Source organism: Bradyrhizobium sp. CCBAU 25360 (assembly GCF_028128695.1).
Classification (GTDB): Bacteria; Pseudomonadota; Alphaproteobacteria; order Rhizobiales; family Xanthobacteraceae; genus Bradyrhizobium; species Bradyrhizobium ottawaense.
On record NZ_LBJA01000045.1, the window covers coordinates 309,903 to 331,882 of the forward strand.

Annotated in this window: 20 protein-coding genes; 10 read left to right on the forward strand and 10 right to left on the reverse strand. The window is 65.2% G+C overall.

Annotation, left to right across the window (positions count from 1 at the left end):
* Window positions 1-41 precede the first annotated feature (41 nt).
* The 3 genes from XH81_RS35540 to XH81_RS35550 form a co-directional block, all read right to left on the reverse strand.
* Entirely contained in the window at window positions 42-1,121 is a 1,080-nt protein-coding gene (locus tag XH81_RS35540) for a D-TA family PLP-dependent enzyme (protein WP_028145116.1), read from the reverse strand.
* 64 nt (window positions 1,122-1,185) lie between these two features.
* The gene (locus XH81_RS35545) at window positions 1,186-2,997 is read right to left on the reverse strand and encodes an ABC-F family ATP-binding cassette domain-containing protein (RefSeq protein ID WP_028145115.1); all 1,812 of its coding nucleotides are present in this window, start codon (window positions 2,995-2,997) and stop codon (window positions 1,186-1,188) included.
* A 1-nt stretch (window position 2,998) separates the two neighbouring features.
* Window positions 2,999-3,502 (reverse strand): YaiI/YqxD family protein, encoded by a 504-nt coding sequence (locus tag XH81_RS35550; RefSeq protein WP_028145114.1) that lies wholly within the window; start codon window positions 3,500-3,502, stop codon window positions 2,999-3,001.
* 104 nt (window positions 3,503-3,606) lie between these two features.
* Here XH81_RS35550 and XH81_RS35555 point away from each other — a divergent pair, with 104 nt between their 5' ends.
* Window positions 3,607-4,404 carry a hypothetical protein gene (locus XH81_RS35555; RefSeq protein WP_028145113.1) on the forward strand — a complete coding sequence of 266 codons (798 nt, stop codon included), beginning with the start codon at window positions 3,607-3,609 and terminating at the stop codon, window positions 4,402-4,404.
* An 82-nt stretch (window positions 4,405-4,486) separates the two neighbouring features.
* Here XH81_RS35555 and XH81_RS35560 read toward each other — a convergent pair whose 3' ends face one another.
* Complete coding sequence (locus XH81_RS35560; RefSeq protein ID WP_028145112.1) at window positions 4,487-6,859, reverse strand: xanthine dehydrogenase family protein molybdopterin-binding subunit; 2,373 nt, start codon at window positions 6,857-6,859, stop codon at window positions 4,487-4,489.
* 209 nt (window positions 6,860-7,068) lie between these two features.
* Here XH81_RS35560 and XH81_RS35565 point away from each other — a divergent pair, with 209 nt between their 5' ends.
* Together XH81_RS35565 and XH81_RS35570 are read left to right on the forward strand one after the other, a co-directional pair.
* Window positions 7,069-8,142: a Ppx/GppA phosphatase family protein gene (locus tag XH81_RS35565; protein WP_028145111.1), complete on the forward strand. Its 1,074-nt coding sequence runs from the start codon at window positions 7,069-7,071 to the stop codon at window positions 8,140-8,142.
* Between the two features lies 1 nt (window position 8,143).
* The gene (locus tag XH81_RS35570; RefSeq protein WP_028145110.1) at window positions 8,144-8,839 is read left to right on the forward strand and encodes an RlmE family RNA methyltransferase; all 696 of its coding nucleotides are present in this window, start codon (window positions 8,144-8,146) and stop codon (window positions 8,837-8,839) included.
* A gap of 208 nt (window positions 8,840-9,047) precedes the next feature.
* Here the strand turns inward: XH81_RS35570 and XH81_RS35575 are convergent, their stop codons facing one another.
* Window positions 9,048-10,538 (reverse strand): DHA2 family efflux MFS transporter permease subunit, encoded by a 1,491-nt coding sequence (locus tag XH81_RS35575; RefSeq protein WP_028145109.1) that lies wholly within the window; start codon window positions 10,536-10,538, stop codon window positions 9,048-9,050.
* 475 nt (window positions 10,539-11,013) lie between these two features.
* On the opposite strand from XH81_RS35575, the gene guaB reads away from it, so the two are divergent.
* The 3 genes from guaB to XH81_RS35590 all read left to right on the forward strand — a co-directional run bounded on the left by guaB (window position 11,014) and on the right by XH81_RS35590 (window position 14,240).
* Window positions 11,014-12,504: an IMP dehydrogenase gene (gene guaB / locus XH81_RS35580; RefSeq protein ID WP_028145108.1), complete on the forward strand. Its 1,491-nt coding sequence runs from the start codon at window positions 11,014-11,016 to the stop codon at window positions 12,502-12,504.
* A gap of 243 nt (window positions 12,505-12,747) precedes the next feature.
* Window positions 12,748-13,770: an NADP-dependent oxidoreductase gene (locus XH81_RS35585; RefSeq protein WP_028145107.1), complete on the forward strand. Its 1,023-nt coding sequence runs from the start codon at window positions 12,748-12,750 to the stop codon at window positions 13,768-13,770.
* Window positions 13,771-13,940: 170 nt separating this feature from the next.
* Window positions 13,941-14,240 carry a hypothetical protein gene (locus tag XH81_RS35590; protein ID WP_028145106.1) on the forward strand — a complete coding sequence of 100 codons (300 nt, stop codon included), beginning with the start codon at window positions 13,941-13,943 and terminating at the stop codon, window positions 14,238-14,240.
* Window positions 14,241-14,255: 15 nt separating this feature from the next.
* Here XH81_RS35590 and XH81_RS35595 read toward each other — a convergent pair whose 3' ends face one another.
* Both XH81_RS35595 and XH81_RS35600 read right to left on the reverse strand, forming a co-directional pair.
* A complete protein-coding gene (locus XH81_RS35595; protein WP_028145105.1) occupies window positions 14,256-15,098 on the reverse strand; it encodes a metallophosphoesterase family protein in 843 nt (280 codons plus the stop codon).
* A 69-nt stretch (window positions 15,099-15,167) separates the two neighbouring features.
* The gene (locus XH81_RS35600; protein ID WP_028145104.1) at window positions 15,168-15,782 is read right to left on the reverse strand and encodes a hypothetical protein; all 615 of its coding nucleotides are present in this window, start codon (window positions 15,780-15,782) and stop codon (window positions 15,168-15,170) included.
* 171 nt (window positions 15,783-15,953) lie between these two features.
* On the opposite strand from XH81_RS35600, the gene XH81_RS35605 reads away from it, so the two are divergent.
* Together XH81_RS35605 and XH81_RS35610 are read left to right on the forward strand one after the other, a co-directional pair.
* On the forward strand, window positions 15,954-16,376 hold the full coding sequence (locus XH81_RS35605) for an MAPEG family protein (protein WP_028145103.1): 423 nt from the start codon (window positions 15,954-15,956) through the stop codon (window positions 16,374-16,376).
* A 33-nt stretch (window positions 16,377-16,409) separates the two neighbouring features.
* Complete coding sequence (locus XH81_RS35610) at window positions 16,410-17,711, forward strand: RsmB/NOP family class I SAM-dependent RNA methyltransferase (protein WP_028145102.1); 1,302 nt, start codon at window positions 16,410-16,412, stop codon at window positions 17,709-17,711.
* A 216-nt stretch (window positions 17,712-17,927) separates the two neighbouring features.
* Here XH81_RS35610 and XH81_RS35615 read toward each other — a convergent pair whose 3' ends face one another.
* The 3 genes from XH81_RS35615 to XH81_RS35625 form a co-directional block, all read right to left on the reverse strand.
* A complete protein-coding gene (locus XH81_RS35615) occupies window positions 17,928-18,137 on the reverse strand; it encodes a cold-shock protein (RefSeq protein WP_008141931.1) in 210 nt (69 codons plus the stop codon).
* Between the two features lie 266 nt (window positions 18,138-18,403).
* Window positions 18,404-18,736: a DHCW motif cupin fold protein gene (locus tag XH81_RS35620; RefSeq protein WP_028145101.1), complete on the reverse strand. Its 333-nt coding sequence runs from the start codon at window positions 18,734-18,736 to the stop codon at window positions 18,404-18,406.
* Between the two features lie 152 nt (window positions 18,737-18,888).
* Complete coding sequence (locus tag XH81_RS35625) at window positions 18,889-19,260, reverse strand: nuclear transport factor 2 family protein (protein WP_028145100.1); 372 nt, start codon at window positions 19,258-19,260, stop codon at window positions 18,889-18,891.
* Between the two features lie 150 nt (window positions 19,261-19,410).
* Here XH81_RS35625 and guaA point away from each other — a divergent pair, with 150 nt between their 5' ends.
* Together guaA and XH81_RS35635 are read left to right on the forward strand one after the other, a co-directional pair.
* Window positions 19,411-21,009 carry a glutamine-hydrolyzing GMP synthase gene (guaA, locus tag XH81_RS35630; RefSeq protein ID WP_028145099.1) on the forward strand — a complete coding sequence of 533 codons (1,599 nt, stop codon included), beginning with the start codon at window positions 19,411-19,413 and terminating at the stop codon, window positions 21,007-21,009.
* Between the two features lie 51 nt (window positions 21,010-21,060).
* Entirely contained in the window at window positions 21,061-21,960 is a 900-nt protein-coding gene (locus XH81_RS35635; protein WP_080670309.1) for an HNH endonuclease, read from the forward strand.
* The last annotated feature ends 20 nt before the right edge of the window (window positions 21,961-21,980 follow it).

A 21,980-nucleotide genomic window follows, 5' to 3' on the forward strand; every position in this document is an offset into this window, starting at 1 on the left:
TGGGTTACGCCTTCGGCTAACCCACCCTACCAGAGCAATGCCTACCGCAACTTCCCGCGTGCCGCCACCGGCAGCGTGCCGATGATCTCCTCGCCGCGGACCATCACCACCTCGTCCATCATGTTGACGACGACACAGACGTGGTTGGGCACGATGCGGACGACGTCGCCGACATTGGGCCGAGTGTTGCTGCGGGAGAGATCGAGGAAGCCGTGCTCCTCGGCGAAGCGCGCGATCTTGGCTTCGGGGTGCTCCAGGATCAGGCCGTGGCCGTCGAGACCGCCGGTATCCGTGGTCAGCGTCTTCGAGCCGGCATCGAGAATGCCGCGCTCGGGTGCGGCGCGGCTGACCACGGTCGAGTAAATATGCAGCGCGCAATCGTCCCAGGTCGCCGAGCCCGCAGCGACCTGCATGCGGTCGTTGTAGATGTAGGTGCCGAAGCGATGCTCGGTGCCGCCCTTGAGCTTGCCGATGTTCTTCAGGTTCGGCGTACCGCCGGTCGAGACGATTTTTGCGTCCAGCCCGTGCGCGCGCACGCCGGCCAGCGCTTCGTCGTAGAATTTTTGCGCGTCCGCCCAGCCGGTCTCGGTTGGATACAGCATGAAGCCGGCGAATTCGAGCCCCTTCGAGCTCGCGATCTCGCGTGCTAGCGCGATCGCCTCCGCCGGCGTCTCGACGCCGGCGCGCTTGCGCCCGGTGTCGCATTCGACCACGACCGAGAGCGGACGGCCCGACGCCGCCGCGGCCTTGGGCAGGCCGGCAACGACGGTCGAATTGTCGGCGGCCACCGTCATGTTGGCCTTGGCCTGCAGCGCACCGAGCCGCGCCATCTTCTCTTCGCCGAGGAGATTGTAGCTGATCAGGATGTCGTCGATGCCGGCATTGGCCATGATCTCGGCTTCGCCCAGCTTCTGGCAGGTGATGCCCTTCGCGCCGGCCGCGACCTGCATCTTGGCGATGGTCGGGTTCTTGTGGGTCTTGATGTGGGGACGGTTGGCGATTCCGGCCTCGTCGCAGGCCTTCTGGATCCGCGCGATGTTGCGCTCGACCTTGTCCATGTCGATGACGGCGCAGGGCGTGCCGTATTCGCGGGCGATTTTTGCGGCGAGGGGAGTTGTCATGGGAGTCTCTTAGTTGGCGCGCATTCTGATCGCAAAACCGGTGCCCACTTTTGCGGAATGCGCGCTAGGCCTGCTCTATTTCTTCACGAAGCATTTCAAGTTCGAGCCAGCGCTCTTCAGCGGCAGACAGTTCATCATGCGCCTTCGCGATAGCGGCGGAGGTGTCGTCGAATGTCTTGCGATCCTTGGCGTAGAGGTTGGGATCGTCGAGCACGCGCTGCAGTTTTGCAATATCCGCCTGCAGCGTTTCCATTTTCTTCGGCAGCGTTTCCAGCGCGTGCTTCTCGTTGAAGCTCAGCTTGCGTTTCGGTGTGGAGGCGGGAGCAGCGGCGCGCTCCTCTCTCTTCTCCGCAACCGGCTGGGCCTTCGCCGTTTCGCGCTTCAAATCCGCGCCGCGCTGGGTCAGCATATCGCTGTAGCCGCCGGCATATTCGGTCCACTTGCCGTTGCCCTCGGGCGCGATCACGGAGGTGACGACGCGGTCGAGGAAGTCGCGGTCATGGCTGATCAGGATGACGGTGCCCTCGTAGTCGCCGAGCATGTCTTCGAGGACGTCGAGCGTTTCGAGGTCGAGGTCGTTGGTCGGCTCGTCCAGCACCAGCAGGTTCGAGGGTTTTGCCAGTGCGCGCGCCAGCATCAGCCGGCCGCGCTCACCGCCCGAGAGGACTTCCACCGGCGTGCCGCGCTGCTCCTGCGCGAACAAAAAGTCCTTCATGTAGCCGACGACGTGCTTCGGCTTGCCGCCGACCATGATCTGGTCGCCGCGCCCGCCGGTCAAGGCTTCAGCCAGCGTCGATTTCGGATCGAGGCTTTCGCGGTGCTGATCCAGCGTCGCTACCTCCAGATTGGCGCCGAGACGTAGGGTGCCGGAGTCCGGTTCCCCGCCGCCGGTGAGCAGATTGACCAGCGTGGTCTTGCCGGCGCCGTTCGGCCCGATGATGCCGAGCCGGTCGCCGCGCTGGATGCGCGTCGAGAAATTCTCGACGATCTTGCGCTCGCCATAGGCTTTGGTGACGCCCTTGGCCTCGATCACCAGCTTGCCGGATTGCTCTGCTTCGGCCGCCGCGAGACTGGCGGTGCCGGCCGTGCCGCGATAGTTGCGCCGCTGGTCGCGCAGCGCATGCAGATTGCCGAGACGCTTGACGTTGCGCTTGCGCCGGCCGGAGACGCCGTGGCGCAGCCAGTGCTCTTCGTCGACGATCTTGCGGTCGAGCTTGTGCTGGTCGCGCTCTTCTTCCGCCAGCACCTCGTCGCGCCAGCTCTCGAACGAGGCAAAGCCACGATCGATCTGCTTGATCCGGCCGCGGTCGAGCCAAGCCGTGGAGCGCGAGAGATTGGTGAGGAAGCGGCGGTCGTGGCTGATGATCACCAGCGCGCTGCGCCTGGAGTCGAGCTCCTGTTCCAGCCATTCGATGGTGGCGAGATCGAGATGGTTGGTCGGCTCGTCCAGCAGCAAAATGTCAGGCGAGGGCGCTAGCACATACGCCAGCGCCGCGCGACGGGCCTCGCCGCCGGAGAGATTATGCGGGTTCTCGTCACCGGTCAGGCCAAGCTGCTCCAGCAGGTAGCGCGCCTGGTGCTGATCGTCGCCGGGCGCGAGACCGGACTCGACATAGGCAAGCGTGGTCTTGTGCTCGCCGAAGTCGGGCTCCTGCGGCAGGTAACGCACGGTGGCGCCCGGCTGCACGAAGCGCGTGCCGCCGTCGGGCTCGACGAGGCCGGCCGCGATCTTCAGCAGCGTCGACTTGCCCGAGCCGTTGCGGCCGATCAAACAGACGCGCTCGGATGGCGCGACGTTGAGCTCGACGCCTGACAGCAGCGGCGTGCCGCCAAAGGTCAGCCTGATGTCCTTGAGTTGGATCAGCGGCGGCGCCATGTCAGCCCTGACTCAAATTCTGGCTCGTAGCGGCCTGATCGGCGCGGCGGCGCTGGATCCGGCGCAGCGTCTGGTCGAGCGCCGAGAGGAAGGCGGAACGGTCGCGCGGTGCGAATGATCGCGGGCCGCCGGTGACCTCGCCGGCCGAGCGCAGATCCGTCATCAGATTGCGCACCGCCAGCGTCATCCCGATCGACTCTTCCGTGAACGGCTTGCCGTTCGGGGCGATCACGTCAGCGCCGGCCTTGACGCAGCGGCTCGCAAGCGGAATGTCCGATGTGACGACGACGTCGCCGGACTTGACGCGCTCGACGATCCAGTCGTCGGCAGCGTCCATGCCGGCGCCTGCGGCGATACGCTCGATCAGCGGATCGGGTGGCACACGGATGAAATTGCCGGCGACCACGCTCACGGGCACGCCGTGCCGGAGCGCGACGCGATAGATCTCGTCCTTCACCGGGCAGGCGTCGGCGTCGACATAGATGCGGGTGGGGGTGTCAGTCATTCGCCGCGTGGTACCCCATTCAGGCCGCAAAGGCGAGGGGATTGACCGGTGTTCCCTGGGGCCTACGATCAGCCCGAAACAACAAGAACAGGGAAGATGTCCCCATGCCGGACCGGCTCGAAACCTGGCGCGTCGAGGCCTACAACACCGCCAAGCAATCCGAAAACAAGATGCATGACGACACCGTGGCGCGCCGCTTCGGCTTTTCCGGCGGGCTTGTCCCCGGCGTTGATGTCTTCGCCTACATGATGCACGTGCCGGTGGCGCGGTGGGGCCGTGATTTTCTGAGCCGCGGGCTCATCGAGGCCCGCTTCATCAAGCCGGTCTATGATGGCGAGCCTGCCGATGTCGATGCGACCGAGCACAACGGCTTGCTGACGATCGAAGTGTTCAGCCGCACCGAGCTCTGCGCGACAGGCACGGCCTCGCTGCCGGCGGCAGCGCCGGCGGTGTCGCTGAGCGACTATGTCGCGGTCCCCGTGGTCGCCAAGCGCAAGCCGGTCAGTCCGGCGACGTTCGAGACGGGCAAATGGCTGGGCACCGAGCCGCGCCGGTGGGCCGGGCAGGACGCGACCGACTATCTCGCCGATGTCAGGGAAACCGATCCGATCTTTGCGCGCGAAGGGCTCGGCCATCCCGGCCTGATCCAGCGGGTCATGAACCGCGTGCTGGTCGACAACACCATTCTCGGCCCGTGGATCCACGTCGGCAGCCGCATGCAGCTGCTGTCTGCGGGACGCACCGGCGACGAGATCACCGCGCGGGCCAAGGTCACGGCGAATTACGAGAAGAAGGGCCACCGCTTCGTCGAGCTCGACGCGCTCGTCGTCGCCAACGGCACGACGCCGCTCGCGCACTGCCAGCACATTGCGATCACCCAGCCGCGCGAGCAGGCGGCGTAGGCGGAAATAAGCACATCGTCACCACGTCGTCATGCCCGGGCTTGTTGTTTAGCCCGGCCATGACGACTGAGAAAGGGCAGCCTTACGCCGCCTTGCCCTTCGCGTCCTGAATGGCCCGCCACACGCGCTCCGGGGTCAGCGGCATGTCGATCTGCTTGATGCCGTGGTCCGAGAGCGCGTCGAGCACCGCGTTCACCACCGTCGACAGGCTGCCGGCGCAGCCGGCTTCGCCGCAGCCCTTGCTGCCGAGCGGATTGGTCGTCGCGGGCACCGGGTGATCGCCGACCGTCATGTTGGGAACGTCCTCAGCGCGCGGCAGCGCGTAGTCCATCAGCGAGCCCGTGATCGGCTGGCCGCTCTCGTCGTAGCGGAAGTGCTCCATCAGCGCTTGCCCGATGCCCTGGACCACGCCGCCATGGAGCTGGCCTGCGACCAGCAGCGGGTTGATCACCGTGCCGAAATCGTTGACCGCGCTGTAGCGCACGATCTGCACCACGCCGGTTTCGGGGTCGATCTCGACCTCGGCGACATGACAGCCGTTCGGGAACGCCGAGGCGACTGGTTCGCTGGTGTGATCGACGTCGAGGCTATCGGGCACGCCCTCCGGCGTCTTGCCGTCATGCAAGCGCTTGGCAAGCTCCATGATGTCGATACTGCGATCGGTGCCGGCGATGGTGAAGCTGCCGCCTTCGAATTCGATGTCGGCTTCGGACGCTTCGAGCATATGCGCCGCTGCGCGCTTGCCTTTTTCGATGACGAGCTTTGCAGCCCCCACGATGGCCTGGCCGGTTGCCGTGATCGAGCGCGAGCCGCCGGTGCCGTTGCCGGTATGGACGATGTCGCTGTCGCCCTGCACCAGCTTGACGCTCTCGAAGGGAACACCGAGCTGCTCGCTCAGCACCTGCGCGAATGGCGTGGCATGGCCCTGGCCGTAATCGAGCGTGCCGGTGATGAGCTGCACGGTGCCGTCAGCGTCGAACACGATCTTTCCCAGCTCCGGGCTCGGCGGCGCCGTGACCTCGAGATAGGATCCGACGGCGATGCCGCGCAGCTTGCCGGCCTTCCTGCTCTCCTTCTTGCGCTTGGCGAAATTCTCGTGGTCGGAGATTTCGAGCGCCTTGTTGAACACGGCCTGGAAGTCGCCGCTGTCATAGGTGACGCCGGAGGACGCCGCGAACGGCATCTGGTTCTGCTTGATGAAATTGCGCTTGCGCAAGGTCAGCCGGTTGATGCCCATCTCGTCGGCAGCGCGATCGATCAGCCGCTCCATGTAGTAGTTCGCCTCGGGCCGGCCGGCGCCGCGATAGGCGCCCATCAGCGTGGTGTTGGTCAGCACCACCTTGATGTCGACTGCCATCAACGGCGTGCGGTAGACGCTGGAAAAATTCTTGCCGGTATTGAGCGAGAGCGGCCCCGGCGCGACGCCGGTGATGTAGGCGCCGAGATTGCCGTAGCCGGACAGCTTGGCCGCGAGGAAATGCCCTTCGGCGTCGAGCGCCAGCTCGGCGTGGATCTTCTGCGCACGGCCGTGGCTGTCGGAGAGGAAGGCGGTCGAGCGCTCGTCGAGCCACTTCACCGGCTTTCCCAATTCCTTCGCCGCATACAGGATGCACATGTACTCGGGATAGTTGATGTTCTTCATGCCGAAGGAGCCGCCGACATTGGCGGTGAGGATGCGCACTTTCTCGTTCGGCACCTTCAGGTTCTTGGCGAGGTTGGCGCGGTTGCCGGCGACGCCCTGCGTCGGCACCTGAAGCGTGTAGCGCTCGGTCTTTTTGTCGTAGGAGGCAAGGCCGACGCGCGGCTCCATCGAGACCACGGCGACACGGGTGTTTTCGATGTCCATCCTGGTGACATGGGCGGCGTTGGCGAAGGCCGCGTTGACCTTCTCCATGTCGCCATAGTGGTAGTCGAGCGCCACGTTACCAGGAATGTGCTCATAGAGCTGCGGCGCGCCGGGCTTGGCCGCGTCCTCGGGATCCGTCACGGCTGGCAGCGGCTCGATATCGAGCTCGACCGCCTCAGCCGCATCGCGCGCCTGCGCCAGTGTCTCGGCAACCACGAAGGCGACGGGATCGCCGACGAAGCGGACCTTGTCGGTCGCCAGCGGCTGGCGGTTGGTCTGGAGCAAAGGCGAGCCGTCGCGGCTCTTCAGCGGCAGGCCGCAGGTGAAGGGGCCATAGCCGGCGGCATCGAGATCCCTGCCTGTCCACACGCCGAGCACGCCCGGCATCGCCTTGGCGGCGTCGATGCCGATGCCGCGGATGATTCCATGGGCGCGGGTGGAACGGACGACCACGGCATAGGCCTGGCCGGGCAGGTTGAAATCGTCGGTATAGCGGCCCTTGCCGCGCACCAGCGTGTCGTCCTCCTTGCGGCGGACGGGTTGCCCGACGCCATATTTTTGCAGTGCAATAGCGTTTTCGAGCGTGGACGATTTGGTGTGTTCTTGCATGGAATTGACCTGAAAAGCCGGCATTTGCGCATTTTCGCGGCAGCGGGGCACCGGACTCCATTGAGATAACCCACCACCCCGTTCACGACAACGCACGAATGGGCATGGTCCCATGTGATGCGTTGTTGCGCAGGCCGGCTGCGCTGCTAATGTTTCAGGCGAAAAATCAATTCCAGACCGGCCCGACCGGCCGCGGAAAGACAGTTTGTATGAATGACCACACGCGGCTCCGCGACGGCCATGCGCCGCACGGTGAGCTGGAGGGGTCGATGGCGGCGGTGGCGTTGGCCACCGAACCGGCTGTCGGCGCGCAGGCGTCGGGAACCGGCGTCTATGCGGCGCTGGACCTCGGCACCAACAATTGCAGGCTGCTGATCGCCTGTCCGACCCAGGACGGCTTTCGCGTCGTCGATTCCTTCTCGCGCATTATCCGGCTCGGGGAGGGGGTCTCGTCGACGGGGTGCATCAGCGACGCCGCGATCGAGCGTGCCATTGCCGCGCTCAGCATCTGCCGCGACAAGATCAATTTGCGCAAAGCGCGCCGGTTGCGGCTAATCGCGACCGAAGCCTGCCGCGCCGCCTCGAATGCGGAGGGGTTCCGCAGCCGCGTCGCGGCCGAGACCGGCATCGAGCTCGAAGTGATCGACCGCGAGACCGAGGCCGCGCTCGCCGTGCTCGGCTGCTCGCCGCTGGTCGACCCCAGGGGCCGCGGCGCGATCCTGTTCGACATCGGCGGCGGCTCGACCGAGCTGGTGCGGATCGAGCGCGATCCGCAAAATCCGGAGCCGCGGATCAAGGCCTGGATGTCGATCCCCTACGGTGTGGTCACGCTCGCCGAGCAATTCGGCGGCCGCGACGTGACGCCGGAGATCTACGCCGCGATGGAGCAGGAGGTGGCGAACCACGTCGCGCCGTTCGCCGAAGTCCACGGCGGCGATCTCGCCGACATGCACCTGCTCGGCACCTCGGGCACGGTGACGACGCTCGCCGGCATCCATCTCAACCTCGCGCGCTATGACCGCCGCCGCATCGACAGCATCTGGATGAACGATTCCGACATCACCGCGACCATCAACAAGCTGCTCGGCATGAGCTACGAGGAGCGCGCCGGCAACAGTTGCATCAGCGTCGAGCGCGCCGATCTCGTGCTCGCCGGCTGCGCCATCCTCGATGCGATCCGCCGCGCCTTTCCGCTGCCGCGCCTGCGCGTCGCCGACCGTGGCCTGCGCGAGGGCATGCTGGTCGAGATGATGCGCGAGGACGGCGCGCTCAGGAGCTGGTGAGATGGCCAAGGACACCACCGGCCGCTTGCACGTCCAAGTCAAGACCAAGGTCAAGACCGGCGGCAAGCGCAAATTGTCGTCGAAGCTGTGGCTGGAGCGGCAGCTCAACGATCCCTATGTCGTGAAGGCCAAGGCGGCGGGCTACCGCTCGCGCGCCGCGTTCAAGCTTCTGGAGATCGACGACAAATTCCGGCTCTTGAAACCCGGCATGGCCGTCGTCGACCTCGGCGCGGCGCCCGGCGGCTGGAGCCAGATCGCGGCCAAGCGCGTCGGCTCGGTGGAAGGCAAGGGCAAGGTCGTTGCCATCGATCTGTTGGAAATGCCGGAGATCCCCGGCGTGGATTTCGCGCAGCTCGACTTCATGGCCAACGAAGCGCCTGAGAAGCTGACCGCGATGCTGGGCGGCGGCGCCGATTTCGTGATGTCCGATATGGCCGCCAACACCACCGGCCACCGCAAGACCGACCAGCTCCGTATCGTCGGCCTGGTCGAGACCGCCGCGGCGTTTGCGTGCGACGTGCTCAAGCCCGGCGGCGCGTTCCTGGCCAAGACGTTCCAGAGCGGCGCCGATGCCGATCTGCTCGCCCAGCTCAAGCGCGATTTTGCGACGGTGCGTCACGTGAAGCCCGCGGCGAGCCGGCAGGATTCCTCGGAACGCTACGTGCTGGCGACGGGATTTCGGGGCGGGGCTGCCTGAGCCAATCTCCGCTGTCGTCCCGGACAAGCGGAGCTCCCGACAACGCGTAGCGTTGTCTGGAGCGAAGCGCCGATCCGGGACCCATAGCCACAGGGAGAAGTTTGGCGAAGACTCGGAGTGGCAGACTCGCGCAACGTCTCCTCCCTGTGGTTATGGGTCCCTGCGTTCGCAGGGACGACACCGAGTGTGAGGCGCCCGCTCGCTCAACTCACCCCAACCTTTGATCCCGCACGTCCTGCGTATCCTCGGACGCCGCCTTGACCGCCGCCTTTTCTGCACCCTTGCCGGCACCCTTGCGACTGGCGATCTCCACGGCCTTGCGGCCGGAGATCTCGTGGCCGGCATCGACGGGCATCTGCCAGAAGAACCAGCTCGACGCCGCCGAGGTCAGCGCGACCACGAGGAAGGCGGGGGCGAACACGGTGGCGTCGATTTCGCTGACATGGTTGAACCACATCGTCGTTTCCACGCAGGCCGCGCCGACGGCGACGCCGGCGGAGACCGCGAGCTGCTGGTTGACGCTGACGAGGGTGGTGGCGCGGCTCATCTGCGCAGTCTCGACGTCGGCATAGGCGACCGTGTTGATCGCGGTGAACTCGAGCGAGCGGAAGAAGCCGCCGACCACCAGGATGACCATGATGATGAGCAGCGGCGTCGTCACCGTGAACAGCGCGCAGACGGCGAGGAAGAAGGCGCTGACGATCGCGTTCACCGTCATCAGATTGCGGAAGCCGAAGGTGCGGATGATGCGCGCCGCCAGCGTCTTCATGCCCATGGCGCCGAGCGAAGAGGCGAAGGTGACGAGACCCGAATGGAACGGCGACAGACCGAAGCCGATCTGCATCAAGAGCGGCAGCAGGAACGGCAGCGCGCCGATGCCGAGCCGGAACAGGAAGCCGCCGAACACGGCGGCGCGCAGCGTCGGCAGCTTCAGGAGCGAGAAGTCGAGCACCGGCGAGCCGGTGCGCCGGGCGTGAATGACGTAGAGTGTCATCGAGATCGCGCCGCCCGCGATCAGCGCGGCGACGGTGCTCCACGGCAGCAGGTTGAGACCAGCAACGGACAGGCCGAAGGCGATGCCGGCGAGGCCGATGCCTGCGAGCACCATGCCGTAGAGGTCGAACGGCTCGCGCTCCTCGCTCTTGATCGGGTCGATGAAGCGCAGCGCCATGAAGATGCCGAGCAGCCCGATCGGGATGTTGATCAGGAAGATCCAGTGCCAGGACGCGTAGGTCGTGATGAAGCCGCCGAGCGGCGGCCCGATCACGGGACCGATCAGGGCAGGGACCGTCACCCAGGCCATGGCGTTGACCAGCGCGCTCTTGTCGACCGAGCGCAACAGCACCAGGCGCCCGACCGGCGTCATCATCGCCCCGCCCATGCCTTGCAGGACGCGCGCGAACACGAAATCGGTGACCGAGGAGGAGAGCGCGCAGCCGACCGATCCGACCATGAACACGCCGACGGCGATCGCGAACACCATCCGCGCGCCGAAGCGGTCGGCGGTCCAGCCGCTCGCCGGGATGAACACCGCCAGCGACAGCAGATAGGACGTGATCGCGAGTTTCAGCGTCAGCGGGCTGGTGCCGATGTCGGCTGCGATCGCCGGCAGCGAAGTGGCGATCACCGTCGAGTCCATGTTCTCCATGAAAAGCGCGGTGGCCACGATCAGCGGAATGACGCGTTGCTTGTCGACCATGACGGATTGGTAATGAAAATCGGAAGGAAGGGTGGAATTGCGGCTTATCACCGCCGCCGGCCCCCGACCATTGCGGATCGACGCATAGCACCTAGATCCCGCGTAACAACGGTGTGACCTCTCTCCAGGGTTGCGTGTCGCGCTCCTTCGTCATTCCGGGGCGCGCCACTTGGCGCGAGCCCGGAATCCATTGGGCCGCAGGGACCGCTGCGGGATGGATTCCGGGCTCGCGACGTCGTCGCGCCCCGGAATGACGAGAAGGGGGCTGCCCCCGGCTATCCACGCTGAACTGGCCAAAAAAGCCTGTGCATGGCTGGCCGGCGGTCCGAATTGCTTTGATTCGTCACGCGACCGTGCTATCGACCCGCGTCAACCCCACCGATGGGCTCCGATTCTCAAGGCGATGCCGCAAGGTACGCCGAGGGCGGCGCTCATCCATAGCTATTTGCGGCAGGGCCGCGGAAGGAGTTGGCACATGGCCACGGTGCAACAAGGCATTCGCGAAGCCTTTACGTTCGACGACGTGCTGCTGAAGCCGGGCCTGTCGGACGTCATGCCGGGCGAGGTCGACATCCGCTCCCGCGTCACCCGCGCCATACCGCTCAACATCCCGATCATGGCCTCCGCCATGGACACCGTTACCGAAGCCCGCATGGCGATCGCGATGGCGCAGGCCGGCGGCCTCGGCGTCATCCACCGCAATTTCGATCCCGAAGGGCAGGCCGCGCAGGTGCGGCAGGTCAAGCGCTACGAGTCCGGCATGGTGGTGAACCCGCTCACCATCAGCCCCGAGGCCTCGCTCGAGGACGCGCTCAAGCTGATGAGCGATCACGGCATCTCCGGCATTCCCGTCGTCACCGGCGCCGGCAAGTCCACGCCGGGCAAGCTGGTCGGCATCCTCACCAACCGCGACGTGCGCTTTGCCACCGACCGCCGGCAAAAAGTCTCCGAGCTGATGACGCATGAAGGTCTCGTCACGGTGCGCGAGAATGTCAGCCAGGACGAGGCGCGGCGGATGCTGCACCAGCATCGCATCGAGAAGCTGCTCGTCGTCGACGAGCAATATCGCTGCGTCGGCCTCATCACCGTCAAGGACATGGAGAAGGCGGTCGCCCATCCGCTCGCCTGCAAGGATGCCCAGGGGCGCCTGCGCGTTGCCGCCGCCACCACCGTCGGCGACACCGGCTTCGAGCGCACCGAGCGGCTGATCGATGCCGGCGTCGACCTCGTCGTCGTCGACACCGCGCACGGCCATTCCCGTCATGTGCTGCATGCCGTGAACCGCATCAAGCGTCTCTCCAACTCCGTGCAGGTCGTTGCCGGCAACGTTGCTACCACCGAGGGCACGCAGGCCCTGATCGATGCTGGCGCCGACTGCATCAAGGTCGGCATCGGCCCGGGCTCGATCTGCACCACGCGCATCGTCGCCGGCGTCGGCGTTCCCCAGCTCACCGCGATCATGGATGCGGTGGAAGCGGCGAAGAAGGCCGACATTCCCGTCATCGCCGACGGCGGCATCAAGTTCTCCGGCGACCTCGCCAAGGCGCTCGCCGCGGGGGCCGACATCGCGATGGTCGGCTCGCTATTGGCCGGTACCGACGAGACGCCCGGTGAAGTGTTTTTGTGGCAGGGCCGTTCCTACAAGGCCTATCGCGGCATGGGCTCGGTCGGCGCGATGGCGCGCGGATCTGCCGATCGCTACTTCCAGCAGGACATCAAGGACACGCTCAAGCTCGTGCCTGAAGGCATCGAGGGCCAGGTGCCCTACAAGGGCCCGGTCGGCAACGTCATGCACCAGCTTGCCGGTGGCCTGCGCGCCGCGATGGGCTATGTCGGCGCAAAGGACATGAAGGACCTGCACGACAAGGCCCAGTTCGTCCGCATCACCGGCGCCGGCCTGCGCGAAAGCCACGTCCACGACGTCACCATCACGCGCGAGAGCCCGAACTATCCGGGCGGGGGCTAGTTACTCCGCTCTCGTGCCCCGGACGCAGCGCAGCACCTCTTCGGTGATGCGCTGCAGAGCCGGGGCCCATGTCTCGGCATTTTGCCGTGTCGCTTTCTGGGTCCCGGCTCTGCGCAGCAACGCTGCGCGTCCGGGACACGAGAGCTGCGCGTGAAACGCCATCACGCGTCACCGCTTTTGTATTGACGCAGCTACCTCCCTCCGCTTCCGTTCACGTCGAAAGACAATCAGGAGGAAGCCATCATGTCCCAAGCCAAGCGCATCGTTCTCGCCGCGCGTCCCGTCGGTGAGCCCAAACCGTCTGATTTCCGTATCGAGGAATTCGCTGTCCCGGCGCCTGCGGCAGGCGAAGTCCTGCTGCGCACGATCTGGCTCTCGCTCGATCCTTATATGCGCGGGCGCATGAGTGATGGTCCGTCCTATGCTGCGCCGGTGCCGGTCGGCGGCGTGATGGAAGGCGAGGCGGTGAGCGAGGTCGCGGCCTCCAACAATCCGGATTTCGCCAAGGGCGACATCGTCCGTGCACGGACCGGCTGGCAGACGCATGCGATCTCGAACGGCAAGGGCCTGATCAAGGTCGATCCGAAGCTCGGTCCGATCTCGACCTCGATCGGCGTGCTCGGCATGCCCGGCATGACTGCGTATACGGGCCTGCTCGACATCGGCAAGCCGCAAGCAGGCGAGACCGTCGTGGTCGCGGGTGCCTCCGGTGCGGTCGGCTCGGCGGTGGGGCAGATCGCGAAGATCAAGGGCGCACGCGCGGTCGGCATTGCCGGCGGCAAGGACAAGTGCGCCTACGTGGTGAAGGAACTCGGCTTCGATGCCTGCATCGATCACCGCGATCCCGAATTGGCCGCCAAGCTGAAGGAGGCCTGTCCGAAAGGTATCGACGTCTATTTCGAGAATGTCGGCGGCGCCGTGTTCGAGGCGGTGTTCCCCCTGCTCAATCCGTTCGCGCGTGTGCCGGTGTGCGGCCTGATCGCGCACTACAACGACACCGAAGCCAAGGCGCCGAAATGGGCCGCATCGATGATGCGAGCGACGCTGACGAAGCGGCTGACCTTCCGCGGCTTCATTGTCTCCGACTTCGCCTCGCGCCATGGCGACTTCCTGCGCGACATGTCCTCTTGGGTCCGCGACGGCAAGGTCAAGTACAAGGAGTTCGTCACCGAGGGCCTGGAAAGCGCGCCTGGCGCCTTCATGGGCCTCTTGAAGGGCGCTAATTTCGGCAAGCAGCTGGTCCGGGTCGGGCCGGACAAGGCCTAGCGCGACAGGGACTGGGACTCCCGTGGCTCGGGAGCCACATGCCGCCCCGGGATAGTTAAGAAAGAGTCACCAAATGGTCACACCTGCCCGCAAAAGCCGCAGGTGTGACCGGCTGTTCATTGACGGGATCGCGAAGGCATTGAATCATCGGGCATATTTTAGGTGCTGCGATGTTAGAGATCAGTGTTTTCTGCGTTATCCTGCTTGCTGCCGGCTATTGGCTGGCCATGTTCGTCATGGGCCGCCACGACGACGTCATCCATGGCAAGTTCGTCCATGTCGACGAGGAGGGCGATCTGACGCGCCCCTCGATGCCGGCACCGCCCCCGCCATTCCCAAAGCGCCCGGTCAAGGCCGTGCAGCCCGCCAGGCAGCCGCCTGCCAATGATCTCGCGGCCAAGCCGGTGAACAGCGAGGCGCTGCAATCCTTGCTCGCTGCGATCCAGCAGGACCTCAAGAGCGTCGCCTGAGCGGATCAGCGCGCCTTAATGCTCGCCGCCCATCTGGACGAGCAGCTCCTCGATGTCGACATCGACCTGGCCCGCAGCCCTGACGTGGCGGACCTCGAAACTGTCGGGCCGGAAGCGGTATTCGACCAGCCCGACTTCCTTGATCGCGATCCGGTCCTGGCGCTGATCGTTGATGACGAAGCCGGCCGACGGCGCCCAGACATGGCGGGTGTGGCGCCAGGTGAAGTCGCGCCGCTGGTGCACGTGGCCGCTGGCGATGAGGCGCAGGTCGATCGTCCCGAGCATCTCGATCAGCCGTGCCCGTGCCGGTTGCGGCACGTAGCGGATCGCGGTCTCCGGCGTCTCGGGATCGTCCGGCAGGTTGAGAAACACCGGCTTGTGCAGGAACAGCGCGACCGGCCTGCCGTTCGTGCGCGCGATCTGTTGCGACAGCCAGTCGAACTGCTCGGCCTCGAAGGCGAGCCCGGAATTCATCACCAGCGAGTTGAGGCCGATGAAGCGCCAGCCGGCGGCCTCGAATGACCAATGGTCTTCGCCGATGAGGTCGCAGAATTGCCGGCGATGCGCTTCCGTGACCGGCGGTTTCGGCGCCGGGCCAACCGCGGTCGGATTGTCGCCGATGTCGTGATTGCCGGGGAGGTAACGGCAGGCGACGGGCAGGGCGTCGTGCAGGTCTTTTGCGAAGACGACATCGTCGCGGCCGGTCGGCCCGTCGAAGGCGACGTCGCCGGTGTTGATGACGAGATCGGGCCGGTTACCGTCGATATGTTCGCTGATCGCCTGGAAGTTGGCGACCAGGCCGGGGAAGCGCCGGCCGAGATGGGTGTCGGAAATCTGCGTCAGGCGAAATTCGGACATGCGATCACCGTACCCGTGCTTGCGCGTCGGAACGATGACGGCGCGGGCATGGATCGCAACGAACAAAGTTTAAAGCACGCGGTAGCGGATCGTGTAGGCGTCCTGCGGCGCGACGGTGTCGGCGAGCGGCGAGGCGATGCGGTCGGCGAGGTGCCAGGGACCGAACTCGACGGAGCGATGCGGCTCGGCGGGCAGACGGAGGCGGAACTCGAAAATGCCATTGCCCGGCAGGTTCACGACCAGCACGCGGTCCGCGGTGCGGTGGTTGAGCGCGACCGCGCCGCGCAGCAGCGCACGGCCATCCGAGAGGTCGCGCACGCCCTCGACCAGCGCCAGTGTCTGGTTGCGGTCGGTATGCAGCTCGATCTGGCTGTCGGTCACCGCCGTCAGCATCGCCCGGGGCATGCGGATTTCGAACTCGACGGCGGGCTTGGACGGATTGAGACCGAGATAGGCGAGCGCGGCGTGGCGCATGTCGTAGACGGCGAAGGCGAACAGGGCAGTGGCGGCCAGAGCGGCGAGGCCATGCCTGACGACGTCGCGCGAGGTTCGGTAGCTCAGGCGAAAGTAGACCGTCATCGCCAGCGCGACCGCAAGCGCCATCGCGATACCTGAGAGGGCCGACATCAGGATACCGAGCTGGCCGTCGGCGGATTCGGTCCAGAGGCTGGACAGGGTGGTCATGGCGCCATCTCGCCTCTATCTCGCCTTGGGCTCCCGAAAAGGAGCCGAAATCGCTTTAACTATCGGTGGTTGGTCGCAAGACCGGGAACGCCGGTTCAACTGGTTGATTGTCAGGACGAGGAGCGGCGGCTAATGACGGTTCGCGGCGTTCCGCCTTACGGGAAAGTTCCGATGTCCGTCCAAATGGTCCTGCTCCCTGTCTTCGTGCAGGTCGGCCTTACCTTCGCGCTTCTGATCGGCATGGTGTTCGCGCGCCGCAAGACGCTGGTCTCCGGCGAAACCAGCATCCGCGACATTGCACTCGGCGAGCCGAACTGGCCGAAGGGCGCCACACAGATCGCCAATTGCTACCGCAACCAGTTCGAGCTGCCGGTCCTGCTCTACGTCCTGATCGCGCTGGCGCTGCCCTTGCGCCATGCCGATCTCTTCATCGTGCTGATGTCCTGGGTGTTCGTGGTGACGCGCTTTGCCCATGCCGGCGTGTTCGTCTCCTCGAACGATCTCGGCCGGCGCTCCACGATCTGGCTCGCCGGCGTGCTGGTGCTGCTGGCGATGTGGATCTACTTCGCGCTGAAAATGCTGTTGCTGATCTAGGCGCGCCCGCCAATGCCAATCTGAAAGATTCAAATGACTCCCGCTGCCCGGCTGTCCGCAGCCATCGAACTGATCGACACCATCGAGAAGGACCGCGTGCCCGCGGCCAAGGCGCTGAAGGAGTGGGGCACCGCGCACCGCTTTGCCGGCTCGGGCGACCGCGCCGCCATTGCCGGCCTGGTCTGGGACGTGCTGCGCCGCTACGCCTCGAGCGCGTTCCTGATGGAGTCCGGTACCGCGCGTGCCAGGTTGATCGGCATGCTCCGGCTCGAGCGCGACATGGACACGGCCACGATGGGCGCCTTGTTCGACGGCAGCCGCTTTGCGCCGGCGCCGCTGACCGAGGCGGAAGCGGCCGCGCTCGCCTCGCGGTCCCTGAAGGACGCGCCGGCCGCGATCGCCGGCGACTATCCCGAATGGCTGGATCCGCACCTGGCAAAAGTGTTCGGCGAGGACCGTGCCGCGGAGGCGGCCGCGATGGCGAGCCGGGCACCGCTCGACCTGCGCGTCAACACGCTAAAATCCAACCGCGACAAGGCGCTGCAGTCGCTTGCTCATCTTCATGCGAAACCGACGCCTTGGTCGGCAACGGGCCTGCGCATCGCGCTTTCGGCCGATGCACGCAACCCCGGGATCCAGGCCGAGGAGGATTTCATCAAGGGCGCCATTGAAGTGCAAGATGAGGGATCGCAGCTGGCCGCCCAATTCACCGCGGCAAAGCCCGGCGAGCAGGTGATCGACCTCTGCGCCGGCGCCGGCGGCAAGACCCTGGCGCTCGCCGCTCTGATGCAGGGCAAGGGCCGGCTTATCGCGACCGACAGCGACAAGCGCCAGCTCGCGCCGATCCACGAGCGCCTCTCGCGCGCCGGGGTCCATAATGCCGATGTCCGCACGCCCAAGGGCGAGGCCGATCCGTTGGCCGACATCCGCGCCTCTGCCGACCTCGTCGTGATCGACGCGCCCTGCACGGGAACCGGAACCTGGCGCCGCAACCCCGATGCCAAATGGCGCATGCGCCCGGGCGCGCTGGAGATTCGCCTGCGCGACCAGGCCGAGGTGCTGGAGCGCGCGGTGCCGCTGGTGAAGGCTGGCGGCCGCATTGCCTACATCACCTGCTCGGTGCTTTCGGAAGAGAACGGCGAGCAGGTGAGGGCATTCGTCGCGCGCCATCCCGAGTTCGCGGCCGTGCCGCCCGAGCAGACCGCGAGCGTGCTGTGGGACAAGGCGGAGGCGTTTGGCGAGGCCGCGCTGCAGTCGCCCGAGGGCTGGCTGATGACGCCGCGGCGGACCGGGACGGACGGGTTTTTCGTCTCAGTGTTGAAGAAGGCGGGCTGACAATACTCCGCCGTCATTCCGGGGCGCCCGCAGGGCGAGCCCGGAATCCATCGCGCGGCAGTCTCTGCGGTCCAATGGATTCCGGGCTCTCGCTTCGCGAGCCCCGGAATGACGGGGAGCCAAAAACAAAAACCCCGCAGACCGGATCCCGGTCGCGGGGCTTTCATTTTTCTAACGTTCTGCCGGTACGTCCGTGGTCAGAACGCTGCGTAGGCGTTAGCCGACGCGGAGATTGTCAGCCGAGGACTTGCCGCTGCGACGATCGGCGACGATGTCGAACGAGACCTTCTGACCCTCGTTGAGGGAAGAGAGGCCGGCGCGCTCGACGGCGCTGATGTGCACGAACACGTCCTTCTGGCCGTCGTCCGGCTGGATGAAACCATAACCCTTTTGGGTGTTGAACCACTTCACGGTGCCCATAGCCATGGGAATTTCCTTTAGTTAGTTAGATTGAGTACGCACGCGGACCGGTACGCAGCATTGCGCCCATAGTCCCTGATGAGTCGATGTTTGGAGAATTCATCTGAAGCGTGCGCGCCCGTCAGCAACGAAGCGAAGCGGCCCAGTCGTTCGGCCAAGTATCGATGATCACAATATAGCGAGAATTTGGGGCCAGTTCAAGGCACCACCCGTGAGCCGGCGCGTCGCGCGACTTTGCTATTTTGCGGTGCAAATTAACCGCCCGGCGGATCTCAGTCCACGATGAAAAGCGTCGCCCCGGTCGCGGTCGAGGACCGGTGCGCGGCGTCGCCGTAGTCCGAGACCTGGTAGCTCATCCCGGCCGTGAGCTTGAATTTGCGCCCGTCGCGCAGCTCGCTGTCGAGCTCGCCCTTGAGCACGTAGAGCACGTGGCCGCGATCGCACCAATGGTCGGCCAAATAGCCCGGCGAATACTCGACCATCCGCACCCGGAGATCGCCGATGTTGAGCGTGCGCCAAATGGCCTCGCCATGCTCGCCGGGGTGTGTGGTCGGGCTGACCTTGCTCCAGTCGGTGACGGTGAACGGGGAGGTGGGAAGCTTCATGAGGGAGGTCCTGAATTGGGGGCGATGCTGCTTGGCTCGCTATTAGCAACAAACTTCGTCATTGCGAGGAGCCCTTGCGACGAAGCAATCCAGGAATGTATCCGCGGAAAGATTCTGGATTGCTTCGCTGCGCTCGCAATTACGGGGATAGACTAGTGCACCAAATGGTTCGCCGAGCCCTGCACGATCAGCCCCGCATCATTCACCCGCAGATATTCGCAGATCTTCTTGCCGCGCTCGTTCGCGTAGAACACCACGACGCTATCGGGGCTGACGAACAGCTCGATCAGCGAAAAATGCAGCTCCGGCAGCAGCCCAAGCGCCTTGCCCCAGTAGGCCCGCAAGGCGTCCTTGCCGCGCAACGTTCCGCTGGCATCGAACCCCAGCGCCGGAATGCGGTCCGAGGTCATCACGGCGGCCTCGTCATAGAGCGCGAGCACGCGTTCAAGATCGCGCGCGTTCCAGGCCTCGACCCAGGTCCGGCCGAGCTCGGCAAGCGTTGACGGCTGATGATGCTGCGGCATGGCGTTCTCCCTGATAGGCCCCTGTTTGAAGAGCGGGGCATATTAGGTCAATGATACTTACCTATATCCGCCTTGTCCATGCCCAAAGAAGAATGTGGGCGCGCGGCCCGCGCGGTTGCGGGAAAAGCCCCCGTCGCGTATCTGCTGGCCATGACAGCAGCACAGAACGACCGCTCCGCGTCGACGCCCTCGGTGGCCTCGGCGCACGACAAGATTCTCATCGTCGACTTCGGCAGCCAGGTGACGCAGCTGATCGCGCGTCGCGTGCGTGAGGACGGCGTCTATTGCGAGATCGTCCCGTTCAACAAGGCCGAAGCCGCCTTCAACGAGATGAAGCCGAAAGCGGTGATTCTCTCGGGCGGCCCCGAGTCGGTCCACGAGGCCGGCTCGCCCCGCGCCCCGCAAGCGATCTTCGATTCCGGCGTGCCCGTGATGGGCATCTGCTACGGCCAGATGACCATGGCGGCCCAGCTCGGGGGCGAGGTCGAGGGTGGCCATCACCGCGAATTCGGCCGCGCCGACGTCGAGGTGAAGGCGCCGAGCAAGCTGTTCGAGGACGTCTGGTCGTCGGGCGGCAAGAACCAGGTCTGGATGAGCCATGGCGACCGCATCACCAAGATGCCGCCGGGCTTCTCCGTTGCCGGCACCTCGCCGAACGCGCCGTTCGCGATCATCCAGGACGAGACGCGCAAATATTACGGCCTGATGTTCCACCCCGAAGTGGTGCACACGCCCGACGGCGCGAAACTGATCCGCAACTTCGTGCGCAAGATCGCAGGGCTCACCGGCGACTGGACCATGCGCGCCTTCCGCGAGGAGGAGATCGCAAAAATCCGCGCCCAGGTCGGCAAGGGCAAGGTGATCTGCGGCCTCTCCGGCGGCGTCGATTCCGCCGTGGCGGCCGTGCTGATCCACGAAGCCATCGGCGAGCAGCTGACGTGCGTGTTCGTCGATCACGGCCTGCTCCGCCTCGACGAGGCCAAGACCGTGGTCGACCTGTTCCGCCACCACTACAACATCCCGCTCGTGCACGTGGATGCGTCCAAGCAGTTCCTCGGCGAGCTCGAAGGCGTCACCGATCCCGAAACCAAGCGCAAGACCATCGGCCGCCTCTTCATCGAGGTGTTCGAGCAGGAGGCCAAGAAGATCGGCGGCGCCGACTTCCTGGCGCAAGGCACGCTCTACCCCGACGTGATCGAGAGCGTCTCCTTCACCGGCGGCCCCTCGGTGACGATCAAGTCGCACCACAATGTCGGCGGCCTGCCCGAGCGCATGAACATGAAGCTCGTCGAGCCGCTGCGCGAGCTGTTCAAGGACGAGGTGCGCAAGCTCGGCCGCGAACTCGGCCTGCCCGAGATCTTCGTCGGCCGCCATCCGTTCCCGGGCCCGGGCCTTGCCATCCGCTGCCCTGGCGACATTACCCGCGACAAGCTCGACATCCTGCGCAAGGCGGACGCCGTCTACATCGACCAGATCCGCAAGCACGGTCTCTACGACGAGATCTGGCAGGCCTTCGCCGTGCTGCTCCCCGTGAAGACGGTGGGCGTCATGGGCGACGGCCGCACCTACGACTACGTCGTGGGCCTGCGCGCCGTCACCTCAACCGACGGCATGACCGCGGACTTCTACCAGTTCGACATGAAGTTCCTGGGCGAGACCGCCACGCGCATCATCAACGAGGTGAAGGGCGTGAATAGGGTGGTGTACGACGTGACCAGCAAGCCGCCCGGGACGATTGAGTGGGAGTAGGGGGTGCCTATTCAATCTCAAGCGCTTCGGGGAGGCGGCGTCGCTTAGATCATGGGATTTGGGGTATTCATCCATCGATCGGACTCGATCTACGATGACAGCCCCGCTGAACAATATCAATTTCCCAGCCAGTATCTTCGCCGCGTTGAAGCCTGCGTCGGTGATTGGATAATCTACTACGAACCGAGCAAGGTCGCTGAGACGCGGGGCTACTTTGCGATTGCGCGGGTTCAGCAGGTTGTTCCCGATCCAGGTACTTCGGGAATGTATTTGGCTATGATCGAACCCGGAAGTTACCTCGATTTCGCCAATCCGGTCCCCTTCAACGGGCCAACTGGTCCCGTAGAGCGCGGCGTCCTGAATGAGCAGGGACGAATTTCAGGACGCGCTCAGTCTGCAGTCCGTCCAATCTCCCCCGGCGACTTCAACAGAATATGTGAACTTGGTCTGGCGGAGAATGCGCCGCTGTTGCCGCGACGCGATGACGATGTCCGTCCACTCGACCTTAACGAGGAGGCGGTGCCGTTCAGATTCGAACAGCAGCGCGAGCGTATTAGCGTGACGGTATCTAGGATTTTGCGCGATCGAGTCTTCCGTCGCGTCGTGCTTCGCGCCTACGATGAGCGTTGTGCCATCACCGGGCTGAAGCTTATCAATGGAATGGGGCGTGCCGAGGTCGCAGCCGCTCACATACGACCGGTCGAGGCGCGTGGACCTGACATCATTAGCAATGGCATCGCACTTTGTGGTACCGCGCATTGGATGTTCGATCGCGGCCTCATTAGCCTGGCGGACGATTTGAAGATATTGATCTCGCGCCAGACAAACGATCCGGACGGCGCGCGATCAATCATCAATAAGACGGGGTACGCACTTGCGCCGCGGCGAATATCAGATCGCCCACACCCGCACTTCCTGAAATGGCATCGCGAACATTGCTTCAAGCAATAGGGAAAGCGAGCGAGGTCAAC